This is a genomic window from Leifsonia sp. Soil_N53 (assembly GCF_057655165.1).
On sequence record NZ_JBDGMM010000064.1, the window covers coordinates 412,816 to 425,979 of the forward strand.

Below are 13,164 nucleotides of genomic sequence, written 5' to 3' on the forward strand. Positions count from 1 at the left end.
TCACACCCGGCCGTCCAGCCACTCCCGCACGGCCCCCGTCCACCTCGCCTCGTCGTAGTTCCAGAGCTTGGTGTGCAGCGCGACCGTGAACGGCACGAAGGTGACGATGTCGCTGCGGGCCGCGGCGAGCGCGCGGGAGGCGGAGTCCGGCACGAAGCCGTCGTCCGCGCTGTGCAGGATGAGCATCGGGAGGCTGAGGTCGGCGGCGCGGGCGACGAAGTCCATGCTGCGCAGGTCGATCGGGGCGCCGAGGCCGGTGATCGGGCCGCTCCAATCCGAGGCGATCAGGCGCATCGCGCCCTGGGCGATCGCGTCGGGGAGGCGCAGCATGTTCGCCTGGAACTCGAGCGTGTCGATCCAGTCGACGACCGGCGACTCCAGCACGACCCCCGTGACCAGGCCCAGGTTCTGCGATCGCGTGATCGTCTGCAGCACGACGGCGCCGCCCATCGACCACCCCATCAGCACGATCGAGCGCGCGCCGTGATCTGCGGCGTAGCGGATCGCGGCGTCGATGTCGCGCCACTCGGTGCCGCCGAGGCCGTAGCGACGGTCGGCGCTCTCCGGCGCGTCGCCGTCGTTGCGGTAGGAGGCGAGCAGGCAGGTGTAGCCCGCGGCGTGGAACGTCGGGACCGCGCGCAGGCCCTCCTGGCGGGTGGCGCCCCAGCCGTGCACCTGGATCACCCAGCGGCCGGAGCCTCCATCCGAGCCGTCGCCGGACTCGGTCGACGCCGCCGGGAACACCCACGCCGGCGCCTGCCCCAGGTCCGTCTCGATCTCCACGCTCTCCACGGGCAGGCCGAGCTCCTCCGGCTCCAGGTAGTAGTAGCCGCTGATCCGCGCCCGGCCGAGCCCGAGGTCGCCGAAGTGGATGCGCTCCAGCTCGCGGACGACGCTGCCGTCCGTCGTCTCCAGGAGGCCGCCGATCTTCGCGTAGCCCGACTCCGACCCGAACCACAGCCCGAACCGGCCGGGCATCGCCGCGTCGGGGGTCCGCTTCAGCGTGATGGTGCCGAGACCCTCGTCCACGCCCCGCACGAACTCGCGGTGCGGCCGCCTCCTGACCGGAGTGATGACCGTCCGCGCCACGCGGGCCATGGCGTAGCCGGCACCCGCCGCGGTGAGCAGCACGAGCCCTCCCGCGACGGCCGCGGTGACGCCGACCGCCTTCCCGAATGCCCCGTTCCCGCCGGATCCGCTGCTGGTCGTCGCCATGCCCGACAGCGTAGCCGCGCCCGTGCCCGCCCGCGCTCAGGAGTCCGTCAGGCGGCGTGCCTTACTGTCACGAGCCCCGGAATCCTTCTAGTGTTCGTAGCGTGTCGACACCCACTTCGACCCCGCACCTGCCCGGGGAGTACGCGACGGCGCTGGAGTCCATCCGCGCCGCGAAGGCGCGGCCGGAGCTCGTGATCACGGAGATCCCGGCTCCCGCTCAGCTCGCGCCGTTCTCCGTCGCGCTCGCGGCCGACGTGCGGCCGGCACGGCACGGGGACGACTCCGACCTCGGCACCGGACGCTTCATCCTGCTCTACGACCCCGACGAGCCGGAGGCCTGGGGCGGCCCGTTCCGCATCGTCTGCTTCGCGCAGGCGCCGCTGGAGACCGACATCGGGCTCGACCCGTTCCTGGCCGACGTCGCCTGGTCCTGGCTGGTCGACGCCCTGGACGCCCGGCACGCCAAGTACACCGCCGCCAGCGGCACGGCGACCAAGATCATCTCGACCGGGTTCGGCGAGCTCGCGGCGCAGGGCGACGGCGCCCAGATCGAGCTGCGCGCCTCCTGGAGCCCGCTGGAGACCGACATCGCTTCCCACGTTGAGGGCTGGGGCGAGCTGCTGTGCATGCTCGCCGGCCTGCCGCCGACGGGCGAAGGGGTGAGCCTGCTGAGCACGAGACGGACACCGCGTGGCTGAACACATCGTCATCGACTCGCGCGACGCCTACCGGGAGGCCGTGGACCGCATCGTCGCGGGCGAGGGCCCGGTCGCGGTCGACGCCGAGCGGGCGAGCGGCTTCCGGTACTCGCAGCGCGCGTACCTCATCCAGATGTTCCGGCGCGGCTCCGGCACGTTCCTGTTCGACCCGCCGGCGATCGGCCGGTTCGACGAGCTCAACGAGGCGATCGCCGGCGACGAGTGGGTGCTGCACGCCGCGACGCAGGACCTCACCTGCCTGCGCGAGGTCGGCCTCGACCCGGTCAGCATCTTCGACACCGAGCTGGCCGCGCGCCTGCTCGGGATGCCGCGCGTCGGCCTCGGGACCGTCGTGGAGGAGCTCCTCGGCATCCACCTCGCCAAGGAGCACAGCGCGGCCGACTGGTCGACCCGCCCGCTCCCCGAGCCGTGGCTCGACTACGCCGCCCTCGACGTGGAGCTGCTGCCCGACCTGCGGGACTCGATCGCGGCGCTGCTGGCGGAGGCGGGCAAGACCGACATCGCCCGGCAGGAGTTCGCGGACGAGCTCACCCGCGAGCTCGTCGTGACGCGCCACGAACCGTGGCGGCGGCTCTCCGGCATCCACTCGATCCGCGGCCTGCGCAACCTCGCCGTGGCGCGCGAGCTGTGGCTGAGCCGCGACGCGCTCGCCCAGCAGCTCGACGTCGCGCCGGGCCGGCTGGTGCCCGACGCCTCCCTGACCGCCGCCGCGAAGGCGATGCCGGACTCCAAGCGCGCCCTCGCGGCCATGCGAGAGTTCACCGGCCGCGCCAGCCGCACGGAGCTGGACCGCTGGTGGGCCGCCGTCGAGGCCGGCCGCAGCACCGACGACCTGCCCGTGCTGCGCGGCAACGGCGACACCCTCCCGCCGCCGCGGGCCTGGTCCGACCGCAACCCGGAGGCCGACGCCCGGCTCAAGGCCGCCCGCGCCGCGCTGACGACCGTGGCCGAGGAGCTCTCGCTGCCGCTGGAGAACCTGCTCACCCCGGACACGCTGCGCCGCGTCGCGTGGACACCGCCGGCCGAGGTCACCCCGTCGGCGGTCGCCGAGGCCCTCGCCCGGCACGGCGCCAGGCGCTGGCAGATTGAGGCAACCTCACAGGCGATCGCCCAGGCCTTTGTGGAAAGCAGCCAAACGCCCGACGACGCGTCCGAAGCCGCTTCGTAGGAAGAGTCAAACGATTCCACTCCGGCGTTCCGGCCTCCTTAAGATCGTCAGCGACCTGATTTGGGAGGCACTGTGGCCGATAGAACGGATGTCGTGTTCGTCGATGGAGTCCGCACTCCGTTTGGACGTGCAGGCGAAAAAGGGCAGTACTGGAACACCCGGGCGGACGACCTCGTCGTCAAGGCGATGATCGGCCTGCTCGAGCGCAATCCGAACGTGCCCAAGGAGCGCATCGACGATGTCGCCATCGCGGCGACGACGCAGCAGGGCGACCAGGGCCTGACCCTCGGCCGCACCGCGGCGCTCCTCGCCGGGCTGCCGAAGTCGGTGCCCGGCTTCGCGATCGACCGGATGTGCGCCGGCGCGATGACCAGCGTCACCACGCTCGGCTCCGGCATCGCGTTCGGCAGCTACGACCTGGTGATCGCCGGCGGCGTGGAGCACATGGGCCGGCACCCCATGGGCTTCGGCGCCGACCCGAACCCGCGCTTCCTGTCGGAGCGCATGGTGGCCGAGGACGCCCTGAACATGGGCATGACCGCCGAGCGCATCCACGACCGGTTCCCCGCGCTCACCAAGGAGCGCTCCGACCGCTTCGCGCTGGGCAGCCAGCAGAAGACCGCCGCCGCGTACGCCGCGGGCAAGCTGCAGCCGGACCTGGTGTCCGTCGCCATCCGCTCCGAGCAGGGCTGGGGCCTCGCCACGCAGGACGAGGGCATGCGCCCGGAGACCACGATGGCGGGCCTCGCCACGCTGAAGACCCCGTTCCGCCCGCACGGCCGGGTGACCGCGGGCAACGCCTCGCCGCTCACCGACGGCGCCACCGCGAGCCTGCTCGCGTCCTCCGACGCGGTGAAGGAGTTCGGCCTGAAGCCGAAGATGCGGATGGTCAGCTTCGCGTTCGCCGGCGTCGAGCCTGAGATCATGGGCATCGGCCCGGTGCCGTCCACCGAGAAGGCGCTCCGCAAGGCGGGCCTGACCATCGACGACATCGGCCTGTTCGAGCTGAACGAGGCGTTCGCCATCCAGGTGCTGTCCTTCCTCGACCACTTCGGCATCGACGACGCCGACCCGCGCGTCAACAAGTGGGGCGGCGCGATCGCGATCGGCCACCCGCTCGCCGCGAGCGGCGTGCGCCTGATGATCCAGCTCGCCCGCCAGTTCGAGGAGCACCCGGAGGTCCGCTACGGCCTCACCGCGATGTGCGTCGGCCTCGGCCAGGGCGGCACCGTGATCTGGGAGAACCCCAACTACGACAAGCGCGCGGCGAAGAAGGGCTGACCGAACAGTGACCGACTACAGCACCATCGACTTCTCCCCGCTCGTCGAGCTCACCTCCGACGAGGTCGTCACCCACTCCTACGTGAAGGACGTGCCGCTGCCGAGCGGCAAGACCCTCGCGCTGGTCACCCTCGACAACGACCGGGACCACACCCGGCCGAACACGATGGGCCCCGCCACACTCCTGGAGCTCGGCACGACCTTCGACGCGCTGACCGAGCGGGCCGCGCGCGGCGAGATCGACGCCGTCGCCGTCACCGGCAAGCCGTTCATCCTCGCCGCCGGCGCCGACCTCAGCCGGGTCGGCGACATCCCGAGCGTGGAGGTCGCCAAGCTGCTCCCCCAGCTGGGCCACTACGTGCTCGGCAAGCAGGCGACCTTCGGCGTCCCGTCGTTCGTCTTCACGAACGGCCTCGCGCTCGGCGGCGGTGTGGAGATCGGCCTGAACGCCGACTACCGCACCATCGACCGCAACGCGGCCGCGTTCGCGCTCCCCGAGGTCTTCCTCGGCCTCATCCCGGGCTGGGGCGGCGCGACCATCCTGCCGAACCTGATCGGCATCGAGAACGCCCTCAAGGTCGTGGTCGAGAACCCGCTCAAGCAGAACCGGATGCTCAAGCCCCAGGAGGTCTTCGAGCTCGGGATCGCCGACGCGATCTTCGACTCGGCGAACTTCCTCGAGGACTCGCTGAAGTGGGCCGACAAGGTGCTCACGGGTGCGATCGAGGTCAAGCGCCCGAACGTTCCCGGCAAGGTCGAGCGCCTGGTCAAGTGGGACGCCGCGATCGGCATCGCCCGCAAGATGCTGGAGAGCCGCATCGGCACCGTCCCGAAGTCGCCCTATCGTGCTCTGGACCTGCTCAAGGCCGCCAAGTCGAACGACCGCGCCGCCGGTTTCGAGCTGGAGGACGACGCGCTCGCCGAGCTCATCTCCGGCGACCAGTTCCAGGCCAGCATCTACGCCTTCAACCTGGTGCAGAAGCGCGCCAAGCGGCCGGCCGGCGCTCCGGACAAGTCCCTGGCCAGGAAGGTCACGAAGATCGGCGTCATCGGCGCCGGCTACATGGCCAGCCAGTTCGCGCTGCTGTTCGTGCGCCGGCTGCGCGTGCCCGTCGTGATCACCGACCTCGACCAGGCGCACGTCGACAAGGGCGTGGCGTACATCCACGACGAGATCGGCACGCTGCAGGAGAAGGGCCGCATCTCCCCCGACGAGGCGAACCGCCTCCGCGCGCTCGTCACCGGCACGACCGACAAGGCCGACTTCGCGGACTGCGACTGGGTCATCGAGGCGGTCTTCGAGGAGCTGACGGTCAAGCAGGACGTCTTCGCGGAGGTCGAGCAGTACCTCTCCGACGAGGCCGTGCTGGCGACCAACACCTCCTCGCTGTCGGTGGAGCAGATCGGCGCGAAGCTGAAGCACCCCGAACGGCTGGTTGGCTTCCACTTCTTCACCCCCGTCGCGGTCATGCCGCTGATCGAGGTCGTGAAGACCCCGCACACCGACGCCGCGACGCTCTCCACGGCGATGGTCACGGCGGCGGCGCTCAAGAAGAACGCCGTCATCACGGCCGACACCCCCGGCTTCGTCGTGAACCGGGTGCTGGCGAAGATCCTCGGCGAGGCGATGCACGCGGTCGACGACGGCACGCCGTTCGAGACCGTCGACAAGGCCTTCGCGCCGCTGGGCCTGCCGATGGCGCCCTCCGTGCTGCTCGACCTGGTCGGCCTGAAGGTGGGCGCGCACGTGCTCGACACCCACCACGCGGCCTTCCCCGACCGGTTCTACCGCAGCGACAACCTGCACCGCCTCGCGGAGTACGGCACGCTGCTGGAGAAGGACTCCAAGGGCAAGGTGAAGGGCCTCGACAAGGGCGCGGCCAAGATCCTGGCCGGCGGGAAGAACCCGTGGACCGAGCAGGAGATCCTGCGCCGGCTGGAGGACGGCCTGGCCGACGAGATCCACCGCATGCTGGTGGACGACCACGTGGTCGAGGCGCCGGAGGACATCGACCTCTGCATGATCCTCGGCGCGGGCTTCCCTTTCCAGATGGGCGGCATCACGCCGTACCTCGACCGGGTCGGCGCGTCGGAGCGCACTTTCGGCGACACCTTCCAGCACCCGCCGGTCCGCGGCGTCACCGCCCCGGTGGAGGCCGCCGCCTAGCTAACGAGCACCCACTGAACACGGCCGAGACCGCCGGGTACGCTGCTCCATCGCGTACCCGGCGGTCTCGTTTTTTCACCCGCGACAGGTCTAGACCGTGCGGAAACGGGAAGGTTAGCGTACATATACCTGACTGGTATGCGACGTGGGGAGCCCAATGACCGATCAGAAGACCTCGCCGTCGACGGGTCTCAGCGCACCGGTGAAACTCTCGATGCTCACGATGACCGGAATGGTCGTCGGGAGCATGGTCGGGGCCGGGGTGTTCTCGCTCCCCCGGCGCTTCGCGCAGGAGACCGGTGTCGCGGGCGCGCTCATCGCCTGGACGATCGCCGGGGTCGGCATGCTGATGCTGGCCTTCGTCTTCCAGCTCCTGGCCAACCGCAAGCCCAAGCTCGACGCCGGCGTGTACGCCTACGCGAAGGCGGGCTTCGGCGAGTACCTCGGCTTCTTCTCGGCGTTCGGCTACTGGGCCAGCGCCTCCGTCGGCCTGGTCTTCTACTGGGTCTTCATCATGTCGACCATCGGCGCGGTCGTCCCGGCCTTCGGGGACGGCGACACGATCATCGCGATCGCCATCTCGTCGGCGGCGCTGTGGGGCTTCTTCCTGCTCATCCGCCGCGGCATCAAGGAGGCCGCGGCCATCAACCGCATCGTCACGGTCGCCAAGATCGTGCCGATCATCGTCTTCATCCTGCTGGCGCTGTTCGCGCTCAAGCCCGACGTGTTCGCAGCAAACTGGGGCGGAGCGGACTACGCGGGCTCGCTGTTCGACCAGGTGCGCAACACCATGCTCGTCACGGTGTTCGTCTTCCTCGGCGTGGAGGGCGCCAGCACCTACTCCCGGCACGCGAAGCGCCGCCAGGACGTCGGCCGCGCCACGATCCTCGGCTTCGTGAGCGTCTTCGCCGTCTTCGCGTCGGTGACGATCGTGTCGTACGGCATCCTCCCGATGGGCGAGATCGCGAAGCTCCGTCAGCCCTCGATGGCGGGCGTGCTGGAGGCCGCGGTCGGTCCGTGGGGCGCCTGGTTCGTGAGCATCGGGCTGATCGTGTCCGTGCTCGGCGCGTACCTGGCGTGGTCGCTGATGGCGGCCGAGGTGCTCTTCGTGGCGGCCAAGGACCACGACATGCCGCGCTTCCTCGCCCGCTCCAACAAGCAGGACGTGCCGGTGGCGGCGCTGCTGCTGACCGCGCTGTTCGTGCAGGCCGTCCTCGTGATCATCTACTTCGCCAACGACGCGCTGAACCTGGCGCTCGACCTCACCAGCGCGCTCACGCTCATCCCGTTCCTCCTGGCGGCGCTGTACGCGCTCAAACTCGTGACGACCCGCGAGACCTATGTGGAGCAGCCCCGCGGCTGGGGCCGTGACCTCGTCGTGACGATCCTGGCCACGATCTACACCGCGTTCCTGCTGTTCGCCGCCGGACTCACCTTCGTGCTGCTGTCGTTCATAATCTACGCGCCGGCGACCATCCTGTTCGTCATGGTCCGGCGCGAGCAGGGGCGCAAGCTGTTCAGCGGCCGCGAGCTGGTGATCCTCGCGGTCTCGGTGATCGGCGCGGTCCTCGGCATCGTGGCGCTCTCCGTGGGCTGGATCACGCTGTGACGCGCCTCCCCACCGCACACCTCAGCCTCTCTCAACGAATTCACGAAGCACCACACGTAAGGGGAACACTGTGACCGACACGACATTCGGCGTCCACTCGGAGGTCGGGCAGCTGCGACGCGTGCTCGTCGCCTCGCCCGGGCTGGCGCACCACCGACTCACGCCGACCAACGCCGACGACCTCCTGTTCGACGACGTGATGTGGGTCGAGAACGCCAAGCGCGACCATGCCGCCTTCGTCGCGGACCTGCGCTCCCACGGGGTCGAGGTGCTCGAGCTGCACACCGTGCTGGCCGAGACCGTCGCCCAGCCCGAGGCCCGGGCGTGGCTGCTCGACCGCAAGGTGGTCGCGAACGAAGTCGGGCTCGGGCTGCTGGAGGGCACCCGCGCGTACCTGGAGACGCTGCCCGCCGACCGGCTCGCCGAGTTCCTCATCGGCGGCCTCTCCACGGCCGACCTGCCCGAGGACTACCGCACCGGCTACGTGGCGCTGGCCCGCGAGTCGACAGGCGTCCGGGAGTACCTGATGCCGCCGCTGCCGAACACGCTCTACACCCGCGATACGACGTCGTGGATCTACGGCGGCGTCACCCTCAACCCGCTCTACTGGCCGGCCCGCCACGACGAGACGCTGCTGATGAAGGCGATCTACCTCTTCCACCCGGCGTTCGCCGGCGCGCGCGTGTGGTGGGGCGACCCCGAGCGCGACTGGGGGCAGGCCACCCTGGAGGGCGGCGACGTGATGCCCGTCGGCAACGGGGCGGTCCTGATCGGCATGAGCGAGCGCAGTTCGCGGCAGGCCATCACGCAGACCGCCGCGGCCCTCTTCGAGGCGGGCGCGGCCGAGCGGGTCATCGTGGCCGGCATGCCCAAGCTCCGTGCGGCCATGCACCTCGACACCGTCTTCACCTTCGCCGACCGCGACCTGGTGACGCTGTACCCGGCGATCATGGACCGCGTGCACACCTTCACCCTCCGGCCGGGCAGCGGCGGCGACGCCGTCGAGGTGATCGACGAGGAGGGCCGCGCGTTCGTCGACGTCGTGGCCGGCGCCCTCGGCCTCCCCCGCCTGCGCGTGATCGAGACCGCGGGCGACAACTACGAGACCGAGCGCCAGCAGTGGGACAGCGGCAACAACGCGGTCGCCCTCCGCCCCGGCGTGGTCTACGCGTACGACCGCAACACGGCCACCAACGACGCGCTGCGCCGCGCCGGCGTCGAGGTCATCCCGATCGTCGGCGCGGAGCTCGGACGCGGTCGGGGCGGCGGCCACTGCATGACCTGCCCGCTGCTGCGCGACCCGGTCGAGTTCTGACGCGGGCCCCGCGCGCCCACCCCCGCCGAGGGGCACGTTGTTGTCACTTCTCGACCCGAAAAGTGACAACTACGTGCCCCTCGGTGACGGCTTACCGGTTGAGCGGGCTCATGTCCGCGTAACGGTCCCCGACCGGCGCGGCGACGGCGTCCAGGCGCGCGAGCTGCTCGGGCGTGAGGTCCAGGTCTGCTGCCGCGACGTTCTGCTCCAGGTTCTCCACCCGGCGCGTGCCCGGGATGGGAGCGAGATCGTCGCCGCGCGACAGCAGCCAGGCGAGCGCCACCTGGCCCGGCGTCGCGCCGGCCTCGCGGGCGACCGCGTCGACCTGCTGCACGATGCGGATGTTGGCCTCCAGGTTGTCGCCCTCGAAGCGCGGGTTGAAGCGGCGGAAGTCGTCCTCGGCGAGCTGGTCGAGCGAGCGGATGGATCCGGTGAGGAAGCCGCGGCCGAGCGGCGAGTACGGCACGAAGCCGATGCCGAGCTCGCGGACGGTCGGCAGCACTTCCGCCTCCGGGTCGCGCGTCCACAGCGAGTACTCGGTCTGCACCGCGGTCACCGGGTGCACCGCATTCGCGCGCACGATCGTCTCCGGCGCGGCCTCCGACAGCCCGTAGTGCCGGATCTTGCCCTCCTCGATGAGCTCCGCGAGCGCGCCGACGGTCTCCTCGATCGGCGTGGCGGGGTCCATCCGGTGCTGGTAGTAGAGGTCGATGTGGTCGGTCTGCAGTCGCTTCAGCGAGCCCTCCACCGACAGGCGCACGTTCTCGGGCGAGCCGTCCATCCCGCGCTCGTTCGTCGACCGGTGCAGGATGGTGCCGAACTTGGTCGCGATGACGACCTTGTCGCGGCGGCCGCCGGCGAAGGCCCGGGCCAGCAGCTCCTCGTTCGTGTACGGGCCGTAGATCTCGGCGGTGTCGAAGAAGGTGACCCCGAGGTCCATCGCGCGGTGGATGGTCCGGATCGATCCGGCGTCGTCGGCTCCGGCGCCCGTGTAGAACGCGCTCATGCCCATGCAGCCCAGGCCGAGTCGCGAGACCTCGAGCTTCTCCGTACCGAGTGTTGTCGTCATCAACGTCATACCCTCACGATAAACCCGTCCGGCATCATCACGTTCCCTGTCCCCGGCGCCTGGTACGGTCGCGACATGGCCCTCACCAAGTACTACGTCGCCTCCTCCATCGACGGGTTCATCGCCGACGTGCACGACCGCATCGAGTGGCTCATGCAGTTCGGTTTCGAGGAGTTCGACGAGCATTACCAGAACTTCGTCTCGGGCATCGGCGCGCTCGTGATGGGCGCGACGACCTACGAGTTCGTCCTCGGCGAGCAGGGGCCATGGCCGTACAGCGACATCCCCACCTGGGTGGTCACGCACCGTGCGCTGCCGGTGCCGGAGGGCGCCGACGTGACGTTCTTCTCCGGCGACATCGCCCAGCTCGACGCGGAGCTGCGCGAGGCTGCCGACGACCGCGACGTGTGGATGGTCGGCGGCGGCGCGCTGGCGGCCCAGTTCGCCGACCGCGGCCTGATCGACGAACTGCACGTCACCTACGTGCCGGTGCTCGTCGGCTCGGGCAAGCCGTTGCTGCCGGTCGCTGACGCCAGCCGCCCGCTCGTGCTCTCCAGCACGAAAACGTTCCCCTCGGGCGCAGTAGAACACATCTACCGCTTCGCCTAACCCCCACCTCCCATCCCGTCGAGGAGGGGCGGCGGAGATCGGGGCTAGGCGCGGCGCTTCTTGGCGGGGGCGTCCTGCTCGACGGGCTCCTCCGCGGGGAGCGGCCGGGCGATCGGGATGCGGCTGCCCAGCACCTGCGCGACCAGGTCGCGCGCGATCTTCTGCGGGGTGAGGCCCGCCTCGTCCAGGATCTCGGTGCGCGTCGCGTGATCGATGAAGGCATCCGGCAGCCCGAGCTCGTCGACCGCAGTGTCGATCCCGGCCTCGCGGAGGTCCTGGCGCACGCGCGTGCCGATCCCGCCGACCCGGATGCCGTCCTCGATCGTCACGACGATGCGGTGGTCCGCGGCCAGGCTCAGGATGCTGCGCGGCACCGGGACCACCCAGCGCGGGTCCACGACGGTCGCGCCGATGCCCTGCGCCGCGAGCCGCTCCGCGACCTTCAGGCCGAGGTCGGCCATCGGGCCGACGGTCACGAGCAGGACGTCCTTGCTGTCCGACTCGCGCAGCACGTCCACGCCGTCCTCCAGCCGCCGCACGGCCGGGATGTCCGCCTGCACGTTGCCCTTCGGGAAGCGCAGCACGGTGGGCCCGTCGTCGACTGCAACGGCCTCCGCCAGCTCCTCGCGGAACCGGGAGCCGTCGCGCGGCGCCGCGAGCCGGATGTTCGGGACCACCTGGAGGATCGCCAGGTCCCAGATCCCGTGGTGGCTCGGCCCGTCCGGACCGGTCACCCCGGCGCGGTCGAGCACGAACGTGACGCCCGCCTTGTGCAGCGCGACGTCCATCAGCACCTGGTCGAACGCACGGTTGATGAAGGTCGCGTAGATCGCGACGACGGGGTGGAGGCCGCCATAGGCGAGCCCCGCAGCGCTCGTCGCCGCGTGCTGCTCGGCGATGCCGACGTCGTGCACGCGGTCGGGGAACCGCTCCGCGAATTTGTGGAGGCCGGTCGGCCGCAGCATGGCGGCGGTGATACCGACGATCTTCGGGTTCTTCTCGGCGAGCTTCACGATCTCGTCGGAGAACACGCCCGTCCAGCTCTGCCCGGTCGAGCTCTCGATCGGCTCGCCGGTCTCCGGGTCGATCTGGCCGACGGCGTGGAACTGGTCGGCGGCGTCGCGCAGCGCGGGCTCGTAGCCGCGGCCCTTCTGCGTGATCGCGTGCACGATGACGGGCGCCCCGTAGTTCTTCGCCTGGCGCAGCGCCTCCTCCATCGCCGCGATGTCGTGACCGTGCACCGGCCCGATGTACTTGATGTCGAGGTTGGAGTACAGCGACTCGTTGTTCGAGAAGCGGCTGAGGAAGCCGTGCAGGCCGCCCCGGATGCCGCGGTACAGCGACTGACCGGGGGTGCCGAGCTTGTCGAACGCCTTGCGGCTGCTGAGGTAGAGGCTGCGGTAGCCGCGCCGGGTGCGCACCGTGTTGAGGAACCGCGCCATACCGCCGATGGTCGGGGCGTACGAGCGGCCGTTGTCGTTGACGACGATGATCAGCCGGCGGTTGTTGTCGTCGGAGATGTTGTTGAGCGCCTCCCACGTCATCCCGCCGGTGAGTGCGCCGTCGCCGACCACGGCGATCACGTGCCGGTCGTTCTGACCGGTCATCTCGAACGCGCGCGAGATGCCGTCCGCCCAGCTCAGCGACGACGAGGCGTGCGAGCTCTCGACGATGTCGTGCTCCGATTCGGAGCGCTGCGGGTAGCCGGCGAGGCCGCCCTTCTGGCGCAGCCGGGAGAAGTCCTGGCGGCCGGTGAGCAGCTTGTGCACGTACGACTGGTGCCCGGTGTCGAAGACGATCGCGTCGCGCGGCGAGTCGAACACGCGGTGGATGGCGATCGTCGTCTCCACCACCCCGAGGTTCGGGCCCAGGTGCCCGCCGGTCTTGGCGACGTTGGCGACCAGGAACGCCCGCACCTCGGCGGCGAGCCGATCGAGCTCTCGTTCCGTGAGCCGGTCCAGATCACGCGGCCCGTGGATGGTTTCGAGGATGCTCATGGATTTCAGTGTAGA

At 70.4% G+C, this 13,164-nt stretch carries 10 protein-coding genes; 7 read left to right on the forward strand and 3 right to left on the reverse strand.

The genetic code is table 11. The features are described from left to right. Positions 1–1,215 (reverse strand): alpha/beta hydrolase family protein, encoded by a 1,215-nt coding sequence (locus tag AC3A3H_RS15505; protein ID WP_487615431.1) that lies wholly within the window; start codon positions 1,213–1,215, stop codon positions 1–3. A gap of 101 nt (positions 1,216–1,316) precedes the next feature. On the opposite strand from AC3A3H_RS15505, the gene AC3A3H_RS15510 reads away from it, so the two are divergent. The 6 genes from AC3A3H_RS15510 to AC3A3H_RS15535 all read left to right on the forward strand — a co-directional run bounded on the left by AC3A3H_RS15510 (position 1,317) and on the right by AC3A3H_RS15535 (position 9,474). Beyond that, complete coding sequence (locus tag AC3A3H_RS15510) at positions 1,317–1,913, forward strand: DUF3000 domain-containing protein (RefSeq protein ID WP_487615432.1); 597 nt, start codon at positions 1,317–1,319, stop codon at positions 1,911–1,913. Further along, positions 1,906–3,102, forward strand: a complete 1,197-nt coding sequence (locus AC3A3H_RS15515; protein ID WP_487615433.1) for an HRDC domain-containing protein — start codon at positions 1,906–1,908, stop codon at positions 3,100–3,102. Before AC3A3H_RS15510 ends, AC3A3H_RS15515 begins: the two co-directional genes overlap by 8 nt. A gap of 72 nt (positions 3,103–3,174) precedes the next feature. Beyond that, positions 3,175–4,383: a thiolase family protein gene (locus AC3A3H_RS15520; RefSeq protein WP_487615434.1), complete on the forward strand. Its 1,209-nt coding sequence runs from the start codon at positions 3,175–3,177 to the stop codon at positions 4,381–4,383. Positions 4,384–4,390: 7 nt separating this feature from the next. After that, positions 4,391–6,550, forward strand: a complete 2,160-nt coding sequence (locus AC3A3H_RS15525; protein WP_487615435.1) for a 3-hydroxyacyl-CoA dehydrogenase NAD-binding domain-containing protein — start codon at positions 4,391–4,393, stop codon at positions 6,548–6,550. Between the two features lie 157 nt (positions 6,551–6,707). Continuing rightward, positions 6,708–8,159: a basic amino acid/polyamine antiporter gene (locus tag AC3A3H_RS15530; protein ID WP_487615436.1), complete on the forward strand. Its 1,452-nt coding sequence runs from the start codon at positions 6,708–6,710 to the stop codon at positions 8,157–8,159. Positions 8,160–8,229: 70 nt separating this feature from the next. After that, positions 8,230–9,474 (forward strand): arginine deiminase, encoded by a 1,245-nt coding sequence (locus AC3A3H_RS15535; protein WP_487615437.1) that lies wholly within the window; start codon positions 8,230–8,232, stop codon positions 9,472–9,474. A gap of 91 nt (positions 9,475–9,565) precedes the next feature. Here AC3A3H_RS15535 and AC3A3H_RS15540 read toward each other — a convergent pair whose 3' ends face one another. Beyond that, positions 9,566–10,546: an aldo/keto reductase gene (locus AC3A3H_RS15540; RefSeq protein ID WP_487615476.1), complete on the reverse strand. Its 981-nt coding sequence runs from the start codon at positions 10,544–10,546 to the stop codon at positions 9,566–9,568. Positions 10,547–10,618: 72 nt separating this feature from the next. Here AC3A3H_RS15540 and AC3A3H_RS15545 point away from each other — a divergent pair, with 72 nt between their 5' ends. After that, positions 10,619–11,152: a dihydrofolate reductase family protein gene (locus AC3A3H_RS15545; protein ID WP_487615438.1), complete on the forward strand. Its 534-nt coding sequence runs from the start codon at positions 10,619–10,621 to the stop codon at positions 11,150–11,152. Positions 11,153–11,196: 44 nt separating this feature from the next. Here AC3A3H_RS15545 and dxs read toward each other — a convergent pair whose 3' ends face one another. After that, positions 11,197–13,149, reverse strand: a complete 1,953-nt coding sequence (gene dxs / locus AC3A3H_RS15550; protein WP_487615439.1) for a 1-deoxy-D-xylulose-5-phosphate synthase — start codon at positions 13,147–13,149, stop codon at positions 11,197–11,199. Between the last annotated feature and the right edge of the window lie 15 nt (positions 13,150–13,164).